The 20,088-nt window shown below is 40.6% G+C and carries 18 protein-coding genes; all 18 read right to left on the bottom strand.

Going from position 1 to position 20,088, the window contains the following annotated elements; genetic code table 11:
* The 18 genes from miaB to yfmF all read right to left on the bottom strand — a co-directional run bounded on the left by miaB (position 1) and on the right by yfmF (position 20,060).
* Positions 1 to 1,545 (bottom strand): tRNA (N6-isopentenyl adenosine(37)-C2)-methylthiotransferase MiaB, encoded by a 1,545-nt coding sequence (miaB, locus tag ACFX4X_RS12305; RefSeq protein WP_061462480.1) that lies wholly within the window; start codon positions 1,543 to 1,545, stop codon positions 1 to 3.
* 571 nt (positions 1,546 to 2,116) lie between these two features.
* Entirely contained in the window at positions 2,117 to 3,157 is a 1,041-nt protein-coding gene (tdh, locus tag ACFX4X_RS12300) for an L-threonine 3-dehydrogenase (protein ID WP_377383767.1), read from the bottom strand.
* Positions 3,158 to 3,391: 234 nt separating this feature from the next.
* Positions 3,392 to 3,739 (bottom strand): hypothetical protein, encoded by a 348-nt coding sequence (locus tag ACFX4X_RS12295; RefSeq protein WP_377383764.1) that lies wholly within the window; start codon positions 3,737 to 3,739, stop codon positions 3,392 to 3,394.
* 116 nt (positions 3,740 to 3,855) lie between these two features.
* Positions 3,856 to 4,722 (bottom strand): 2-oxoacid:ferredoxin oxidoreductase subunit beta, encoded by an 867-nt coding sequence (locus ACFX4X_RS12290; protein ID WP_057913339.1) that lies wholly within the window; start codon positions 4,720 to 4,722, stop codon positions 3,856 to 3,858.
* Entirely contained in the window at positions 4,709 to 6,466 is a 1,758-nt protein-coding gene (locus ACFX4X_RS12285; protein WP_377383761.1) for a 2-oxoacid:acceptor oxidoreductase subunit alpha, read from the bottom strand. The genes ACFX4X_RS12290 and ACFX4X_RS12285 overlap by 14 nt, the downstream gene beginning before the upstream one ends.
* 217 nt (positions 6,467 to 6,683) lie before the next feature.
* Positions 6,684 to 7,619 (bottom strand): dipeptidase, encoded by a 936-nt coding sequence (locus ACFX4X_RS12280; protein WP_061462477.1) that lies wholly within the window; start codon positions 7,617 to 7,619, stop codon positions 6,684 to 6,686.
* A gap of 138 nt (positions 7,620 to 7,757) precedes the next feature.
* On the bottom strand, positions 7,758 to 8,018 hold the full coding sequence (spoVS, locus tag ACFX4X_RS12275) for a stage V sporulation protein SpoVS (protein ID WP_029281188.1): 261 nt from the start codon (positions 8,016 to 8,018) through the stop codon (positions 7,758 to 7,760).
* A gap of 179 nt (positions 8,019 to 8,197) precedes the next feature.
* Complete coding sequence (locus ACFX4X_RS12270; protein ID WP_089364416.1) at positions 8,198 to 8,995, bottom strand: TIGR00282 family metallophosphoesterase; 798 nt, start codon at positions 8,993 to 8,995, stop codon at positions 8,198 to 8,200.
* A gap of 157 nt (positions 8,996 to 9,152) precedes the next feature.
* Positions 9,153 to 10,712, bottom strand: coding sequence for a ribonuclease Y (gene rny / locus ACFX4X_RS12265; protein WP_061462475.1), 1,560 nt, complete (start codon positions 10,710 to 10,712; stop codon positions 9,153 to 9,155).
* 349 nt (positions 10,713 to 11,061) lie between these two features.
* Positions 11,062 to 12,108 carry a recombinase RecA gene (recA, locus tag ACFX4X_RS12260; protein WP_061462474.1) on the bottom strand — a complete coding sequence of 349 codons (1,047 nt, stop codon included), beginning with the start codon at positions 12,106 to 12,108 and terminating at the stop codon, positions 11,062 to 11,064.
* A 347-nt stretch (positions 12,109 to 12,455) separates the two neighbouring features.
* Positions 12,456 to 13,688, bottom strand: coding sequence for a competence/damage-inducible protein A (locus ACFX4X_RS12255; protein WP_061466024.1), 1,233 nt, complete (start codon positions 13,686 to 13,688; stop codon positions 12,456 to 12,458).
* Positions 13,689 to 13,710: 22 nt separating this feature from the next.
* Positions 13,711 to 14,295, bottom strand: a complete 585-nt coding sequence (pgsA, locus tag ACFX4X_RS12250) for a CDP-diacylglycerol--glycerol-3-phosphate 3-phosphatidyltransferase (protein ID WP_034313524.1) — start codon at positions 14,293 to 14,295, stop codon at positions 13,711 to 13,713.
* Between the two features lie 160 nt (positions 14,296 to 14,455).
* Complete coding sequence (locus ACFX4X_RS12245) at positions 14,456 to 15,367, bottom strand: helix-turn-helix domain-containing protein (RefSeq protein WP_377383756.1); 912 nt, start codon at positions 15,365 to 15,367, stop codon at positions 14,456 to 14,458.
* Positions 15,368 to 15,375: 8 nt separating this feature from the next.
* Complete coding sequence (locus ACFX4X_RS12240) at positions 15,376 to 16,167, bottom strand: DUF3388 domain-containing protein (RefSeq protein WP_061462471.1); 792 nt, start codon at positions 16,165 to 16,167, stop codon at positions 15,376 to 15,378.
* A 242-nt stretch (positions 16,168 to 16,409) separates the two neighbouring features.
* On the bottom strand, positions 16,410 to 16,667 hold the full coding sequence (locus ACFX4X_RS12235; protein ID WP_125161976.1) for a DUF3243 domain-containing protein: 258 nt from the start codon (positions 16,665 to 16,667) through the stop codon (positions 16,410 to 16,412).
* A gap of 81 nt (positions 16,668 to 16,748) precedes the next feature.
* Complete coding sequence (ymfI, locus tag ACFX4X_RS12230) at positions 16,749 to 17,474, bottom strand: elongation factor P 5-aminopentanone reductase (protein WP_317776830.1); 726 nt, start codon at positions 17,472 to 17,474, stop codon at positions 16,749 to 16,751.
* A gap of 19 nt (positions 17,475 to 17,493) precedes the next feature.
* Positions 17,494 to 18,780, bottom strand: a complete 1,287-nt coding sequence (gene yfmH, locus ACFX4X_RS12225) for an EF-P 5-aminopentanol modification-associated protein YfmH (RefSeq protein WP_377383752.1) — start codon at positions 18,778 to 18,780, stop codon at positions 17,494 to 17,496.
* Entirely contained in the window at positions 18,780 to 20,060 is a 1,281-nt protein-coding gene (yfmF, locus tag ACFX4X_RS12220) for an EF-P 5-aminopentanol modification-associated protein YfmF (RefSeq protein ID WP_089364411.1), read from the bottom strand. Before yfmF ends, yfmH begins: the two co-directional genes overlap by 1 nt.
* Between the last annotated feature and the right edge of the window lie 28 nt (positions 20,061 to 20,088).

Raw genomic sequence — 20,088 nt, 5'->3', positions numbered from 1 at the left:
TTACTCCACCTCAATCGCCGTTGCTTCTTCAACCATATCCCCATTTAATGACCATGTTTTCGTTCCAGTGATTTTCACTTTTACGATTTGGCCAATTGCCGATTTTGGTCCTTTGAAGTTCACGAGCTTATTTTTCGTTGTATAACCTGCTAATATTTCCGCATTCTTCTTGCTTTCGCCTTCAACAAGCACTTCAACAATCTGCCCATCATACTCTTTCATTTTCAATGCACACGTTTCATTGACAAGGGCATTCAAACGTTGCAGGCGTTCCTTTTTCACTTCCATCGGTACATTATCCTGCATTTTCGCAGCCGGTGTTCCCTCACGTGGTGAATAGATGTAAGTATATGCTGCATCGAAACCAACTTCACGGTATAAAGACATCGTCTCTTCAAAGTGCTCTTCCGTTTCATTCGGATAGCCTACAATGATGTCAGTTGTTAGCGATGCACTTGGGATTGCTTCCTTAATCTTTTTTACTAGCTCTAAATATTGTTCTCGTGTATATTTACGGGCCATGATTTTAAGTGTTTCCGTACTTCCCGATTGAACTGGAAGATGGATATGGTCAACGAGATTTCCCCCTTTAGCCAGAACTTCAATCAAGTGATCATCAAAGTCACGGGGATGGCTGGTCGTAAAACGAATACGCGGAATATCGATTTTGCGGATTTCATCCATCAAATCACCGAAACGATATTCAATATCCGCAAAGTCTTTACCGTATGCATTCACATTCTGTCCAAGCAGGGTTATTTCCTTGTAACCCTGAGCCGCTAAATGACGGACTTCTTGTATGATATCTTCAGGTCTGCGGCTTCTTTCTTTACCCCTTGTGTAAGGTACGATGCAGTATGTACAAAACTTATCGCAGCCATACATGATATTGACCCATGCCTTCGTTTTGCCTTTACGCACTTTCGGAAGGTTCTCGATTACATCACCTTCTTTGGACCAAACCTCAATGACCATTTCCTTGGAAAGATAAGCTTCATTAAGAATTTGCGGCAGCCGATGGATATTATGCGTTCCGAAAATCATATCTACAAAATGGTGCTTCTCTAGAATCCGCTTTACAACAGACTCCTCTTGCGACATACAACCGCAAACCCCAAGCAAAAGATCCGGCTTTTCCAATTTCAATGATTTCAAATGGCCCAATTCACCGAACACTTTATTCTCTGCGTTTTCCCGAATCGCACAAGTGTTAAGTAATATGACGTTAGCATCATCCACCGTGTTTGTAGGCTCATAACCAAGTGCCGTAAAGATGCCCGCCATGACTTCTGTATCATGTTCGTTCATTTGACAGCCATATGTACGAATGTAAAACTTTTTGCCTTCTCCCATTCCACGGAAACCTTCAGGAATTGCAAAGTCATCATGGTATTCTACTTCTTCTTTTCCTCGCTTTTTCGCATCTTTTAGGGAAGGCGGAATATAAACGGCTTGAAAGTACTTACTGAAGTCCTTATCGGATTTTTTGTCCGCTGAATTTTCAGCCTGTACTTGTTGTGATTCTAATCGTTGTTTCTCGTTCATAGTTAATCTCCTTTCAAAATAGTTAGTTTATTTCTTCACCAACTATTTCAAGACCTATCTTCTAATGGTTTTAGACGGTTTCTTTTTAAGAATTTCCAGTAAATATTAGCTTTTAATTGTGATATATCCACATTAACTTAGTATAAAGCTTTTAACAGCAAGAAACAATCATTCTGTCGTGCCTTCTTCAATTGTAAGAAATTTTTCACAAACGCGGAAAATAAGAACAAGAAAGAAGAGGCTTGATTCGCATATTCAATATGACGATATTAGCCTCTTCTTATTAAATGATAGGATGATACTATTCCTTCACAGCTATTTTAAATGCAGACCATGCTCTTTACTCGTGAGTTTGAGCTTTAATCGTGAGTTTGATCACTTTACTCGTGAAATTGATCACTTTACTCGTGAAATTGTGCATTTTAATCGTGAGTTTGGGCATTTTACTCGTGAGTTTGGGCGCTTTACTCGTGAGTTTGGGCATTTTACTCGTGAAATTGTGCATTTTACTTGTGAGTTTGACCGCTTTACTCGTTTATTTGGTTGTTTTACTCGTGAACCTTCTCACTCTTTAAGGGGTTAGGAGCACCTTGCCACACTGACCTTTGATCATCAGTTCAAAACCCTTCTCAAAATCGCTTAGTGAAAATCGGTGTGTAATCATTGGTTTTACATCAACATTGCCACTCCCAAGCAAACTTGAAACCTGTTGCCAGGTTGAAAACATTTTCCTTCCGGTTATCCCTTGGACAGTAAGACCCTTGAATACAATATCATCCGTTATATTAAGCGTGACCGGCTGAGATGGCAGACTTAGAATTGATATCCTTCCACCATTCGTCGCCATCTTAAACCCTTGTTCAATAGCTGTAGGATTACCGCTCATTTCGCAAACCACATCCACCCCATCCGAATTTGTGAGGCCTTTCGTGATTTCCAGTGGATTTTGTTTAATTGAATGTATGAGGTCTGTAGCCCCCATCTTTTTGGCAAGCTGAAGCCGATAATCATTAATATCAAGAGCGATCACTTTATCGGCACCTGCAGCCTTTGCTACAGCAACTGCCATAAGCCCAATTGGACCACAGCCGATTATGGCCACCGTTTTACCCAGGACCTCTCCAGCAAGCACTGAATGTACGGCATTTCCCATCGGTTCTTGGATGGTAGCTATATCGAGTGGCATACCAATTGGATTTTTCCATAGATTCTTGGCCGGCAGAGCTATATACTCTGCAAAGCATCCCTGTTTATCGAGTCCGATAATATTTGTTTTTTTACAAATATGGAATTGCCCGGTTAAGCATTGCCTGCATGTACCGCAAACTATATGTGTTTCGGCAGATACACAATCACCAACTGAAACATTGCTCACATTTTCTCCTATCTCCATTACTTCCCCAGCAAATTCGTGTCCAAAAACGTATGGTGGATTCACTCTTCCCTGCGACCATTTATCCCAGGTGAAGATATGAATATCCGTTCCACATATAGAGGTCATCTTTACTCGAATCAAGACCTCGTCCTCACGAATATCCGGCATATCGACAACTTGTAATTGTGCCCCATATCCTCGGTGATGTTTGACGACTGCTTTCATTTTCCCTCTCATATACACTCCCCCTGAAATAGGGCTGCTCTTTTCACCTGCCTTAATATGTAAAGATATGAAAAACTAATTAAAAAAATACCTAATCGCTTTTGTATCGGTCTTTTGTACAATAATAAAGTTGATTTTGGGGCATTCGTACATTTTTGTTAAATGGGTCATGTTTCTATAGCATCTCGTCCGCTCTCGAATAAGATATCTTGTACAACAAAAATAATTGAAGGAGTGACTTATATGTCATGTTCTGGAAACCATAATCATGATCATCATGGTAACAACAATAATAACGATAGAATCGCAGACGATTTTTGTCGTGCTGTGAGAGGTTGTAATAGGCGCGACAGAGATCGTGACCGCGATCATGACCGTGACCGCGATCGGGATCGGGATCGGGACCGCGATCGGGACCGCGATCAACACCATCACCACCATCATCATAACAACAACAACTGTTGTTGTAGAAGAAGGAATCGTTGTTGTTTCTTCGGTTTCGGCGGCGGTTTCGGTGGCCGTTGCGGTGGCGGTTTCGGTGGCGGTTGCGGTGGCGGTTGCGGTTTTTAACCGTAACTTCGGCAGATGCAACAACGGTTGTTAAGCTAAGCCAGTCGTTAGTCTTCTAGCATGTGGCCTATCTACTGGAGAGCCTAATAATTAACCACAAAAAAGGTTCACCCCATCTTAAGGGGCGAACCTTTTCACTTTTACATAAATTCAGCAACAAGCTTATCAAAGTGCGCTTGATCCAGTGTCAAATCGGATTTATTTAACGCTTTTTCAGCATACCCTGGCACTAATTCCTGGTACGAAGGACGTGAAGAGTCTTGATAGATAATACCTGTCACAAGGCTGTCATGTTTCATCAAAGTCTGCATGGCCTGTTCTTTATTTGATGAATCATAGCCTTCAATCGTGTTCAATTTAGTTAAGTTTTGTTTAAACCAATCATACGTATTAATCTTATTATATGTTACGCAAGGAGAGAAAACATTGATAAAGGAAAACCCTTTATGGTTTATCCCTGCTTCAATGATCGCTGTCAGGTCTTTCAAGTCAGTGGAAAAGCTTTGGGCGACAAACGTAGCGCCAGCTGACAAAGCTAATTCCATAGGTGAAACAGCCTGTTCTATTGATCCTTCTGGAGTGGATTTCGTTTTAAATCCAGCAGCAGATCTAGGTGAGGTCTGGCCTTTTGTCAAACCATAAATTTGGTTATCCATGACAATATAGGTAATGTCTATATTACGACGGATCGCATGAATGGTGTGTCCCATCCCGATTGCAAAACCATCTCCGTCACCGCCTGAAGCTATAACGGTCAATTCACGATTTGCCATTTTCACTCCTTGGGCAATTGGCAGAGAGCGGCCATGGATTCCGTGGAAACCGTATGACTTGATGTAACCGGATATACGTCCTGAACAGCCGATACCGGAAACAACAGCCAGATTCTCCGGCTCCAATCCTACATTGGCTGCCGCACGCTGCATGGCAGCCTGAACGGAGAAATCTCCGCAGCCAGGACACCAGTTAGGTTTTACATCATTACGAAACTCTTTAAACGTTGCCATATTCGAACATCTCCTTGCATTGTGTGTGAATTTCATGCGGGAGGAATGGGTTGCCATCATATTTTAGGATGCTTTTAATTTTATTAACATGTCCGACATTCATCTTGATAATATTAGCCAATTGTCCAGTCGCATTATTTTCAATAACTACCACTTTCTTAGCACTTTGCACCAACGATAGGACTTCATCAGCCGGGAAAGGATGAATCAAACGGATTTGCGCATGATTCACTTTCATTCCATCCGTTTCTAACCGGCCGATCGCTTCATCAATGGTCCCGCGTGTAGAGTTAAAACCAAGAATTAATAAATCCGCTTCTTCATGCGGTGTGTTTTTGTATACTGGTGTTTGGAATGTGTTAGTTAAATTATCCAGCTTACGCATCCGTTTATCCATTTGCACTTTACGATTCAATGCCGTCTCAGAAGGTCTACCCGTTTCATCATGTTCAACACCGGTAACATGGTGAATTCCATTTTTCATACCAGGCACTACACGTGGTGAGACCCCGTCTTCCGTTACTTTATAACGCTTGAAGTAAGATTTGTTTTCAGCCTCTTCAATTTCAAAGTCCACCAATTTACCGCGTCTTATCTCCACCCTGCTGTAATCAAGCGGCTGAACCGTTTGTTTACCTAGTGATAGCTGTAAATCGGATAAAACGATAACTGGACATTGATATTCCTCTGCAAGATTGAATGCTTCTGCCGTATCATAAAAAGCTTCTTCGACTGTACTTGGAGCCATTACGATTTTAGGGATTTCACCATGAGTACCATAAATCATGGCCATTAAATCGGATTGCTCCTGTTTTGTAGGAAGTCCCGTAGATGGACCGCCACGCTGAGTATCGACAATGACAATTGGCGTCTCGGTAATGCCCGCTAAACCAATCGCTTCCATCTTCAAGGAAAGTCCAGGTCCAGCTGAAGCAGTGATGGCACGTACACCACCATAGTTTGCACCAATCGCCATTGTAGCCGCTGCGATTTCATCTTCAGTCTGTATGACCGTCCCACCCAATTGAGGAAGTTTTTTAATCAGATATTCCATAATTTCCGAGGCTGGAGTAATTGGATAAGCTGCCATGAAGCGGCAACCGCCTGCAACTGCACCTAGAGCGATAGCATCGTTCCCGATCATGAACAATCGTTTTTGGCCGTCTGCTTTTTCAAGCTCCATTGCGCCCAGTTTTTCTCCAAGCATCACTTCCATTGCCTTATAGCCAGCAGTAATGGCTTCCATATTCTTCTTTACGATTTCTTCACCTTTGCGGCCGAATATTTCATCAACCACATCGTTGAATACGGAAATTTCCATTCCAAGAACAGCACATGTCGCACCGATAGCGACCATATTTTTCATTAAAGATGTCCCTAATTCGGCTGCTATTTCCGTAAATGGAACAATATATAATTCTGCCTTTGTATCTTCTGGGCAGACAGGTTTGAATTTTGCATCTGCGATTATGATGCCACCCTCATGTAATTCTTTATAATTGACGTCAATTGTTTCTTGGTCAAAAGCAACTAAGATGTCTAAATCATCAGAGATAGCACGAGTTTCCGTAGTACTTACACGAATTTTGTTATTCGTGTGTCCACCCTTGATTCGGGATGAGAAATGACGGTAGCCATACAAGTAATAACCTAAGCGATTGAGGGCAATACAGAATATTTCTCCTGTACTTTCAATACCTTCACCTTGTTGTCCGCCAACTTTCCATGAAAGTTGATTGATCATGTCTTACACTCCTTTAGGACGTTCGTATATAAATGCATTTAACCGCACCTCCCTTCAGAACATTCGACTATGTATAATTAATCGTTCTAATTTAGGAAAGGTGTACTAAACGCTTTCAATTCTATCGGTTAAATCATTAAATTGCAACCTTTTTGCTTTTGTTTTTTATATTTTCAGAATATTTATTCATATCTATATAGTAAGAATTAAAAATCACTTAAGATAATTCCTGTTTAAGCGGAAAATTACGAGTGAAATTACCAAAAAGGAGACCTTTTACGAACTCACTTGAATAAAGCATGTTGAGTTCATTGATAAAATTATGATAATCCTTATATGACATTAAATTTTCTACCATATGATCGATTCCATCGAAGTCAGACCCTAATCCAATTTGTCTTTCCCCGCCCAAACTGCATATATGTTCTATATGTTTCAAGATATCCTTTATCGAAGCCGATTCACCATTAGATAGGAATTGAGGGACAAAGGTTACCCCTATCACTCCATTTTTTTGCAAAAGCGCTTTTATCTGGCCGTCTTTTAAATTTCGCGGATTCGAACAAAGCTGATAGGCATTCGAATGGGAGGCAATTGGGAATTTCGCCTTCTTTAGGGTGTCCCAAAATCCAGCTTCAGATAGATGGGATAAATCACACCAAATTGATTTCTCATTCAAAAGCGCGACCACCTCCGTTCCAAACCCTGTCAATCCGCCCCCTCTTGATTCTAAAGCCCCATCTGCTACCAAGTTAGCGTAATTCCAAGTTAAACCTACAGAGGACACTCCAAGATGAATTAGTGTTTTCAGTTTCAATAAATCATTTCCAATGCAATCGCATCCCTCTAAGGTTAGCATCGCACCGATTTCCTTTTCTTTTAGAGAATCGATGTCTGCTTTGGTCTTTATAAATTTCATTTCCGGCTCTGATAAAATCTTTTCATGAAAAATATCCACCATCGCCAAAGCCGCTTGAAATCTCATATCCGGGTGGACATTCTCTGGAATATAAATCGCAAAACATTGGACTTTTCCTCCTTCATCCAATAACCCCCGCTTTGTTATATGTAATTTATCACTATCTAAAAAAGAAATATCCGGATCTTTGAACATCTTCATCAACACATCACAATGTGCATCAAAAATCGCCAATGTAATCCCCCTTCCTGCCCTTATCTATTTAGAGATCATATATTCCATTATAAAGCGATCTCGATTTTTCGTCATTTGGATTTCAGGACAAAAAAGAGCCTGCTCGCCATCCGACAAACAGGACACCCACCCATGAAATTATCTTGGTTCAATGATTAGCTTTATAGCAGTTCGTTCTTCGCCATCAATAAGTATATCTGTAAAGGCAGGAATACAAATCAAGTCAACTCCACTAGGGGCGACAAACCCTCTTGCGATTGCTACTGCCTTGACGGCTTGATTTAACGCACCTGCACCGATTGCCTGAATTTCGGCTGCTCCTCTTTCTCTGAGCACTCCCGCTAGTGCGCCTGCTACAGAATTAGGATTAGATTTTGCTGAAACCTTTAATATTTCCATTCCTAGTCCTCCTTGTTTTCCCTGCCGATTATAATCTCTGGCTCAATAGTTATAACACTTTCCACTGCTACTATATTCAGCAAGTAAAACTTGTATGACAAAGAAAACCTGGATTGTCCACCATTTATTAAAGAATAAAAAAATGGATGGAAAGTCATTTGACTGTCCATCCATTCAAATCAATTATCAAAGGGGTGATCTTCGTTAATCAGTATTCTTTCAATTTTTTTAGCTTTGCCAGTTTTATCATCAATTTCAAGGAGAACCCCACTTAATAGCGTCCGCCCCTCCTTAGGCACTTCGAAACGAACAGGAAGGCTAGTTAGGAACCGATGGATTACTGCCTCTCTTTCCATACCAAGGATGCCATCATACGGTCCTGTCATGCCTACATCTGATATGTAAGCGGTGCCAGCAGGTAAAATACGGTTATCGGCTGTCTGGACGTGTGTGTGTGTACCAACAACGGCTGTAACCTTCCCATCCAGGAACCACCCCATAGCTTGCTTTTCACTTGTAGCCTCTCCGTGAAAATCAACAAAGATGATTGGTGTCCTTTTTTGAGCCTCCGCGACTAGTTCTTCCGCCTTTTTGAACGGACAATCCAAATCCGGCATGAACGTTCTAGCCTGCAAATTGATGACCGCTATTTCCTGTTGATTCAATTTTAAAAATTTCATTCCATCGCCAGGTGCTCCGTCCGGAAAGTTCGCTGGCCGGACGAGATATTTCGCGTCATCAATAAAATTGAAAATATCGCGATTATCCCATGTATGGTTTCCCATGGTCACTGCCTGCGCTCCCCACTCTAAAAAACTGCGGTAAATCTTTTCTGTAATTCCCCGGCCACTTGCAGCATTTTCCCCGTTGATGACCGTGATATGCGGACGATACTTTTCTTTTAACTTAGGAAGGTATTCTTGGATCATATCACGACCAGGAGACCCTACGACATCTCCAATAAATAGCAATTTCATTGTAAAACCCTTTCTAGATTCACATTTATTATGATATGGATTATTCAAGTATGTATTGTAACATAACATGGTGTCATTATAGGAATCATGCTTATCGATTAATATTAGAAAAAGAAAAAACGAAGTGGTTTGCACCACTTCGTCTTTCATTATCAATTTATTTGGCGTATTCGACTGCTCTTGTTTCACGGATGACCGTGACTTTTATATGACCTGGGTAATCGAGCTCTTCTTCAATCCTTTTTCGGATATCACGAGCGAGTCGATGGGCCGAAAGGTCATCGATTTGCTCTGGTTTCACTAGAATCCGTACTTCTCGTCCGGCTTGAATCGCAAATGATTTTTCCACTCCATCATAGGATTCGGAAATCTCCTCAAGTTTTTCAAGTCTTCTAATGTAATTTTCAAGCGTTTCACTTCTAGCACCCGGTCTTGCAGCTGATAATGCATCTGCAGCAGCCACAAGCACTGAAATGATGGAAGTTGGTTCCGTATCACCATGATGGGAAGCGATGCTGTTAATGACAGTTGGATGCTCTTTATATTTGGTTGCTAATTCAACGCCAATTTCAACATGACTGCCTTCCACTTCATGATCAATCGCTTTCCCAATATCATGCAATAAACCTGCACGGCGGGCAAGAACTTCATCCTCACCAAGCTCTGCGGCCAGTAAACCTGAAAGCTGGGCCACTTCAATTGAATGCTTAAGTACGTTTTGCCCATAACTTGTACGGAACTTCAAACGTCCTAGTATTTTGATAAGATCTGGATGGAGACCGTGAACTCCAACTTCAAAAGTTGTTTGTTCACCAATTTCACGAATATGTTCATCCACCTCACGTCTTGCTTTGTCAACCATTTCTTCAATTCGAGCCGGATGGATCCGTCCGTCCTGAACAAGTTTTTCAAGAGCCAAGCGTGCCGTTTCCCGTCTAATTGGATCAAATCCAGATAAAATGACAGCTTCAGGAGTATCATCAATAATAAGGTCAATACCTGTTAGCGTTTCTAACGTCCGGATATTTCGTCCTTCACGTCCGATTATCCGTCCTTTCATTTCATCGTTTGGAAGATTCACTACAGAAACGGTGGTTTCTGCAACATGATCAGCCGCACAACGCTGAATGGCAAGAGAAAGAACTTCTTTTGCTTTTTTATCAGCTTCTTCTTTGGCACGGGTATCACTTTCTTTAATCATAAGCGCTACATCGTGAGCCAGTTCGTTTTCCATTCGGTCTATAATGATTGCTTTAGCTTCTTCTCGAGTTAAACCGGAAACACGTTCAAGCTCTGTTTGCTGCTTACGAACCGTCTCTTCCACTTTGCTTTCCATCTCTTCAATATGCTGTTGTCTTTGGTTTAGAGAATCTTCTTTTTTCTCCAAAAGGCTTTCACGTTTGTCTAACGTTTCATCCTTTCGGTCCAGATTCTCTTCTCTTTGCAATAACCGATTTTCTTGTTTTTGTAATTCGTTCCTTCTTTCACGGGATTCCCGATCAGAATCAGAACGAACTTTATGAATTTCATCTTTTGCTTCCAACAAGGCTTCTTTCTTAAGAGCTTCCGCTTCACGTTTTGCATCCTCAAGGATGTGTTCTGCAGAGCCCTTTGCCCCTGCTATTTTACTCTCAAATTTTGATTTGTGAATAAAATAACCAACAACTGCACCGACGATTAGGCCAAGCAAAGTGAAGATGATTGTCATGGGTTCCATCGTTTCACCTCCCCTTGCTATGAACTTTTTACATAAAATGTTGAACTGTCGGCAAGTACATTGCACTAAATTCAATATACAGCACTTAATTTTCAAAATTTTAGTTTGAAAAATTGTAAAATATACATATTAATTGTATAGTTGAGAATTTTTATTGTCAAGCGTTTGTCCCTTATGTATCAATGATTATTCAAGTTTTCTTTATATGAACCACCATTAAGTACAGCATTCATTATGGAAAATGTCTGTAAATCCGTTTTCACAGCCATTTAACCCGCTGGAAATTTCACATTTTTCTCACAATATATAGAAAAGGCCTAAGCGATCAAGCTTAGACCTTTTCCTGCCATTAATCAAGTAATTCAAAATGTTCTTCTGTTTCATTTTCTTCTGGTGGCAATTCATGTTCTCCATCAAGATTATAGTGATCTCTGATTTTCTGAGAAATTTCCAGAGCGATATCCTGATTTTCTTTTAAGAACAGCTTCGCATTTTCGCGGCCTTGTCCGACACGCTCTTCATTATATGAGTACCATGAGCCGCTTTTAAGGACGATATCAAGATCTGCACCCATATCGATGATTTCACCTTCCTGAGAAATCCCTTGACCATACATGATATCAACTTCTGCTTGACGGAATGGAGGGGCAACCTTGTTTTTTACAACTTTGATTTTAGTTTTATTACCGACAATTTCATTACCTTGTTTTAATTGTTCCGCACGACGCACTTCCAGGCGAACAGTTGAATAGAACTTCAATGCCCGGCCTCCCGGAGTCGTTTCTGGGTTCCCAAACATTACACCAATTTTTTCACGGACTTGGTTAATGAAAATGGCAATGGTGTTTGATTTATTAATGGCACCAGACAGTTTTCTAAGTGCCTGAGACATCATCCGTGCTTGAAGACCCATATGGGAATCTCCCATTTCACCTTCGATTTCAGCTTTAGGAACAAGTGCGGCAACCGAATCAATGACTATGATATCTACCGCTCCACTTCGAACTAACGCTTCGGCGATCTCTAAGGCTTGTTCACCCGTATCAGGCTGTGAAAGCAGTAGCTCATCAATATTCACACCAAGTTTTTCTGAATATGCTGGATCTAGAGCATGCTCAGCATCAATGAATGCAGCCGTGCCACCAGTCTTTTGTACTTCTGCAATAGCATGTAATGCAACAGTCGTTTTACCGGAGCTTTCAGGTCCATATATCTCAATGACCCGACCTCTTGGATATCCGCCTACTCCCAATGCTACGTCCAATGCTAAAGAACCGCTTGAAATCGTTGAAATCCTTCGATCAGACTGTTCCCCAAGTTTCATAATAGAACCTTTACCAAATTGTTTTTCAATTTGTTTTAACGCCATATCTAAAGCCGCTTGACGATCACTCACTCAATTTCCTCCTCTATATTCAAATAATCGGCTGTCCGATTAAGGGTTTTCTAACGTTAGCAATTATTTGAGATCAAGGTTTGTATCCTGTCTCAAAACCTATCTTTACTATATACTCTTTTTACTATTTTGCCAAGCAAAAAGTCGAACATTCATTCGTTTTTTTCTTTCGGGATATTCTTTATAAAAAACCATTTTATCTTGAGGAAATCCCCATTTCCATTCACTTACTCACTTTAAAAACTTTTTTCTTTGAATTAACTTTTTTCTTTTTCCCCGTTTTTTCAAGAAACAAACTTTTTCAACCAAATAAAAAAGCAGAGCCGTAAAAAGCTCTGCTTCAGCGTTTATAAATCCCTTAACAGGTAATGACAGCCGTACTTCACACTGCGAATACGGTTCTGCGCCCTGCTTCCGGAAAGATTCAATTCTTTGAAATGAGTCTTTCCATCCCGATAAGAAATGCCAATGAATACTGTACCAACAGGCTTGCCTTCCTGTTCATCCGGTCCTGCGACACCCGTAAAGCTTATGCCTACGTCTGCATCGAGCTTTTTCCGGACATTAGAGGCCATTTCCATTGCACACTCACCGCTGACCACCCCGTGCTCTGAGATGGTATCATCACTGACGCCAAGTACATTTGACTTTGCATCATTCGTATAACTGACAATGCCGCCTTTGAAAACTTTACCGGCCCCCGGGATGGTTGTCAGCTGTTCTTGGAACATTCCACCTGTCAAGCTTTCGGCTGCCGCGATTGAAAGTTTGCGGACCGTTAATTCTTTTACAAGTTCCTTTATTAGCGAAGTATTATCACTTCCATAATAGAACTTACCTACCCGGCTAAGGATTTCTTTTTCCGATTCTAAAATAAGCTCTTCGCATTTTTCTTTGGATGAGTCTTTAGCGGTAATCCTTAACGTCACTTCCCCTTCGGCTGCCAGAGGAGCAATTGTCGGATTCGTTTGATTGACAAGAAGATCTTCAATAACCGTTTCCAGTTCGGCTTCACCTATCCCGTAGAACCGAAGAACCTTGGAATCGATCCGTTCGTGCTTATCCAATTTATTCATAATCGATTCATAACCATAACTTAAAAACATCGGCTCCATTTCACTTGGCGGACCAGGTAGAAGCATATATGTAATCCCGGATTTGGACAAGACCATTCCCGGTGCCATGCCATGATCGTTCGCCAACACTTCACTGCCCTCCAATACAAGGGCCTGCTTCTTGTTGTTTTCCGTCATCGGCCGGTCCCGTTTTTGGAAGTAAGCTTCAATGGATTGCAAAGCCTCATCATTAAAAACGAGCTTTTTCCCTATATGGCGAGCAATCGTTTCCTTCGTTAAATCATCTTTGGTAGGTCCTAGTCCACCTGTAAAGACGATCAAGTTCGCCCTTGATTCAGCGATTTCTATAGCTTGTTGTAAACGACGGTCGTTATCCCCGACTACAGTATGGTAAAAAACATTGATTCCCATTTCCGCAAACTGCTGCGATAGGAATCTCCCATTAGTGTTATTGATTTGTCCTAAAAGAAGCTCAGAGCCCACTGCAATGATTTCTGCATCCATCTTTTCAAAACCACCATTCGTTTTACTTGGAATTAACAAATACTTCTTTGTTTTTTATAAAATAATCCAAACCTGACCATATTGTAAAGATTAATGCAATCCATAATGCGATATTAGCAAACGGAAGAGAAATGAGGGCAAATGGAAGGTTATGCAGCAATAATGCCGAAATAGAAACAATTTGTGCCCATGTTTTAATTTTACCAAGCTGGTTCGCTGCAACCACTTCCCCTGTACCCGCCAGTACCAAACGCAAACCGGTCACAGCAAATTCACGACTAATGATCACGATAGCAATCCAAGACTGACCGTACATTAAATCCAGATCAACCAATACAATTAGGGCAGCCGAAACCAGAAGCTTATCAGCCAATGGATCTAAAAATTTCCCTAAATCAGTAATCATATTATATTTCCTGGCAAAATGGCCATCGATCCAATCAGTAGTAGAAGCTATGATAAAGAGGATGGCACCAGCTAAATGTGCCACTGGCAAACTGTATTCTCCCCAAGTCAGCGTCCCCCAAGAAAAAGGAACGAGCATGATGATTAAAAATACTGGTATTAAACAGATTCTTGCTACTGTAATCTTATTAGGCAGATTCAAAACTTTTACCTCCAAAATTTACGCCTGCCTTTAGGGCAATGCGTTATAGATCTAAAATAATGCTTATATGTATAATTTAACTCAAAACCAATCTTATGCCAGGTAGAGCAAAATCCGGTCTTAATATTGTATAGAGAAAAAATAGTCATCTATAAGATGACTATTCGGCTTTCGTAAATTGTATCGTTACCAATTGCGTATTCACTTCAGTCGGTGAAATAGAATACTCCAGCTTCTCATCATTTACAAAAATTTCAGTTTCATACGCTCTGCCAATATTGATGACAGCTTCTTTTTCATTGGTGAAATCAATTTCCTGGCTCTCATTATTGTCGATGGTGCCCTGGAATAGTAATTTACCCTCACCATTTTTTATGCCTACCCATGGTGAGCCTTTGGAAGTCACCTTTAATTTAAAGGTATCCGTATTTTTCAATTCATACGTACTATTTTTACCGCTGGAACTGATGACGGCAAGCTTTTGCTCTTTCTTTTCATCTTTAACATCTGATTCATCTTCATTCTTCTTATCAGATGAATCTGGTTTTACATCATTCTGTTTCTTGTCTGGATTCTCTTTTTCTTCATTATTAAACCCATCACTTTTATTGTAACCCACGGCTTCGCTCTGTTTAGCGCCCTTTTTATCATCAATATCCGGCTTACTCATATAGTTCGATACCAGGACCCATATCAATACAGCCGCACCAATGACTAAAACGGCAGCCAGGACCCTAGGTAACATTTCTACAACCTTGGAATTCCCTGCCGGCATCGTTTTCCGGGATTGGACCCTTGAAAGCTGTTCTGGCAATTCCTCGCTATAGACTGAAGGCACTTCACTCTTATATTGTTCGAAAATCTCTTCTGAATCCAGCCCAACCGCTTCACAATATTGCTTTATGAATGCCCGTACATAGAACTTTCCAGGCATCATACTGTAATTACCCTCTTCAATGCCAATGAGGTAACGCTTTTGAATCTTCGTTAATTCCTGTAAATCTTCTAGGCTAAGCCCTTTGGCTTCCCTAGCTTCCTTTAATCGATTACCTAACTCAGTCAAATAAAACACCTGCCATTTTAAAAGTCAAAGGAGCCAAAATTGGACCCTGAAAACTGGTCTTTTTGGTCGACAACTTCATATGTTATTTCTTCATCTGGATTGTTTCGCAATTCAATAATATAATCAAAGTCTTCGAGAGTATACTCCGTATTTTGGACAAAAACATCCGGATGTTCGATGACTTTAACCGCATCAAGCCTCATGATTTCGCGAATCAACTGCCAATGACGCTCATTTGCACGGCGTGTGGAAACAATTCCATCTAAAATGAACAAATTATCATTATTATATTCATCATCAATAAGCTGACTGCGAATAGTCTGCTTTAAAAGGGTCGATGACACAAACAACCATCTCTTATTAGCACATACACTCGAGGCTACGATAGATTCAGTTTTTCCGACACGTGGCATACCTCGTATCCCGATTAATTTATGACCTTCCTGTTTAAATAGCTCGGCCAAGAAATCGACAAGTAAGCCTAGTTCATCACGTACAAACCTAAAGGTGTTTTTCTCATCAGCATCGCGCTGAATATACCTCCCATGCCTGACAGCGAGACGGTCACGCAATTTAGGTTCCCTAAGCTTAATGACCTTTATCGTATCCATCGTATGGAGGATTGATTCGAATCTTTCTATGTTACGGCTATCTTTCGCCATCAAAAGTAAACCACGCCTGCCTTCATCGACCCCGTTAATAGTGATGATATTGATGGACAGCATACCCAGCAGGGATGAAATATCCCCTAATAAACCTGGACGGTTGACTTGAATTTCATATTCAAAATACCATTCTTTATTCTCCACGATAACACTCCTTAAGCCTAAAAGCTTTTACCCTAAAATTAGGGGCAAAACTTATCCATCGTAAATTTAAAGGTCTGCACCCATTAGTTATTATTGTCTAGCTTCTATAATATAGCATTTCGTGATAAGTTAAAAGGAAAAACCCTATAAAAGTATTCATTTTTATATATGGGGATAAATTGTGATCAATATCAATCCAAAGGCCCTGTTAAATATTAACAGGGCCTTTGGATTGATATTTTTTACCTTGTTCCATTGTTCTCGACTAACTTGACCATAACGCTTGCCATGGCATGTTTTTCTTGATCGCTTGCGACTGACCAAAGATCAGCAAGTACTCTCTGTTGTTCATTCTGGGGCTCAACTTGCTTCGAAAGGTAATCACCGATTTCGAAAGCCAAGTCGTTAACAGCACCATCTGACAAACCTTGTTGTTCACCTTGATTTAATCTGTCGCCTAAGAAATTTTTCCATTGATCCCAATTGTCTAGTACAGACATGTATGGTCACCCTTTCCTTTCAAAATAGTACATAGATATTTTGTGAAGGAACCGGGGAAATTATACATGGGTTTAAAAAAATCATGTGTACCATCCACCATTTACTCCTAAAATTTGTCCGGTGATATATGATGACTTGTCAGAAAGCAAATAGTATACGGCCTCGGCGACTTCTTTTGAATTACCCATCCTGCCCATTGGGATATCACCTTTGATGATTTCCAAATCTTCTGCACTGAAAGATTCGAGCATAGAAGTGGAAATCGCTCCTGGGGCAACGGCATTCACCCGGATTCCATTAAGGGATACTTCTTTGCTGAGCGCCTTGATAAAAGCATTTTGACTGCCTTTGACCATGGAATATAATACTTCACAGGATGCACCCGTCTGCCCCCAAATCGATGTGACCGCAACAATAGCAGCCTGTTCTTGGTACATCAGCTTCGGAAGCAGTTCCTTTGTTAATTGGAAAGGGCTCGTTACATGCAGCTGGACCATTTCATTTACGATTTTCTCATCCATGTCCGATATGAGCCCATAATAGCTATTCCCACTATTAAGGACGATTGCATGAAGGGCGAAAATATTTTCCGCCAATTTCTTATATCCGTACGGTGTAGCCAAATCCGCTTGAACAGGAATAAGTTCAACTTGATGAGGCTTCAGTTCTTCAATTAGTTCAAGGATCGCTTCTTCATTGCTGTTATAATGTAGATAAAGTGAATAATTCTCCTCGGCGAGCTTTATAGCGATTTCCTTGCCGATTCCTCCGCTGGCTCCAGTAATAAGGGCAAAACGTTTCCCCACATTCCCGCCCCCTTTAATATTATTTAGGATGTACTTGGCAGACAGTCATCCGTTCATCGGATATCAAGTCCTTGGCGATCTCCCTTATATCTTCAATCGTTAGTTTTTCCAAAACCGATACCACATCGAACAAGTTCATATCATTGAATGCATACCTGGTGAATTGATTCGCTATATATTCCGGCGAATTCAGAGAACGAAGGAAAGAACCGATTTTTTTCTTGATCGTCCTTTGCAGGCTTTCTTCATTCAAGCCGGTTCCGGCTTTAGATTTTTGCAGGATACTAAATAAAGACTCCGTCAATTCATCAGGTTTTGCACTGTCCCCGCCAATTAACGCAAACCCAAAACCTTGCTCCTGAGTATAATCATAAGAAAAGCTTTGATCGATCAACCCTTTCTCGTATAGCTCCTCATGCAATGGTGAACTTTTGCCAAACAGCATTTCCAAATAAATATTAGCCGCCAATTCCCTTTTCAAAAGCTTTAAACCGGTTTGGTGAACATTGATGGCCTTGATGCCCAGCATCACTTTTGGTGTATGAACATTCATGTTTAAGATTTCTTTATCCTTGGCAACGGTTTCCGGCTCTTGATCAAATTTACGTTCCACCTCAGGCTGTTGGTAATAGTCTTTATTATTTTGATTATTCCGAATCAGCTTCATGGTACTTTCGACATCTACCGGTCCTACAATGAATAGGAGCATGTTGCTTGGATGATAAAACGTATTATAACATTCGTAAAGCATATCTTTCGTAATATCAGCAATGGATTCCACAGTACCAGCAATATCAATTTTCACTGGATGATGATGATACATGTTGGCTATCGTCCCGAAATACAGCCTCCAGTCTGAATTATCATCATACATATTGATCTCCTGCCCAATGATTCCTTTTTCCTTCTCTACCGTCTTTTCTGAAAAGTAAGGCTCCTGGACAAAGTCGATTAAGGTCGTTAGATTCCTATCGAAATCGGACGTGCTTGAAAACAAATAAGCTGTACGGGTGAAAGAAGTAAAAGCATTTGCAGAAGCTCCCTGTTTTGAGAATTGCTGAAAAACATCGCCATCTTCCTTTTCAAAAAGCTTATGTTCAAGAAAATGTGCAATTCCATCAGGTACTTTTGAGAATTCCGTTTGATTCAAGGGTTTGAAATGGTTGTCGATTGAACCATAATTCGTCGTAAACGTTGCAAATGATTTATTGAACCCACTTTTCGGAAGAATATATACTTCGAGGCCATTATCCATTTTTTCATGGAAAAGTTCTTCTTTCAATTGATTGAATGCTATTTTCTCCATTACCCTTGTACCTCCTCTTCTGTTAGGAAATAAATCGTATCAAGCTGAATCTTTTGACCCACTGCAATGATTTCTTCCTTTGTCGTCCGCTCTGTTTTGGCAAACCACTCATCGAGTGATATATCCTGCCCGGAAACCACATTATGATATAAAATTTCCACAAGTCCTCTCGAAACGTCAATGGTTTCAAGGAGTTGGTTCTTAACGACCGCCTTCGTCTGTGCCAGTTCTTCTTCGGAAAAGTTCCCTTGCTTCATTTCCTTCATTTGTGCATGAATGATTTCCAATGCCTGCTTGTAGTTGGCATTTTCAATGCCGGCCATGACCATTAATAGACCTTTATGACTTTCGAGCCTTGAAGCTGCATAATAAGCAAGGCTTGCTTTCTCCCTGACATTAATGAAAAGCTTCGAATGTGAAAATCCGCCAAAAATCCCATTGAATAGCTGAAGAGCATAATAATCCGGATCACCGTATGCAACATGGGTTCGATAACCGATATTCAATTTCCCTTGTTTCACATCCGAGTTTTCAATGATTTCTTTTTCCTTCTCCACTTCATTACCCGTAATCCTTGTCATATTCACCGGCATTCGTTCTTTCAGTGATACATACTTGTCAGCTAGAGCCCCCACTTCTGATTCATCGATGTCACCGATCACATATAAATCGATTTCATCCTCAGTCAGCATTTTTTTATAATAAGCGAAAAGTGACTCAGGCGTTATCGTTTCCAAGTCTTGCAGATTACCGCTAGCTTCTAAAGCATATGGTTCATTTTTGCACATTTCCTCTACAAGCCGTGTTGCTGAATAACGCATTTTATCATCGGAAATGGATTGAATCCGCTGTTTTAAAGAACGGATTTCATTGGAAACGGTTTTGGGGTCAAAGGCTTCGCCATTCTTCTTCGGATTAAAGATCACCTCTGATAATAATCCAAAAGCCTTTTCGAGAAGCGGCGTTGAATCACTAAGGAATTTTTCATTGACGATATCGATCGTAAAACTTATGATTTGATATTCACCTTTTTTAACTACATCGACATAAAACCCTGCCCCGTATAAATCATCAAGATACGAACGAAGCTCGGGTGTTGTAGGATATTTATTTGTATTGCTTTGTAACACATATGGCAGCAATGCACGATATGTAACGTCCTCTTTTGTAAGCGGGGCTTTCATTTTCAGCACGAGAGTATTCGTTTTATATTTATCCGTACGGACCACATGAAGCCTGTAGCCGCTTTTTTCCGTAATTGTATCGGAAGCAATAGACATGAATAATCCTCCTCATTATATAAATCAC

Origin of the sequence: Peribacillus sp. YIM B13481, from assembly GCF_042787985.1 — a bacterium.
Taxonomy (GTDB): Bacteria; Bacillota; Bacilli; order Bacillales; family DSM-1321; genus Peribacillus; species Peribacillus simplex_A.
Note: the sequence above shows the minus strand (reverse complement) of the source record. Positions and strands in the feature narration are given on the sequence as shown.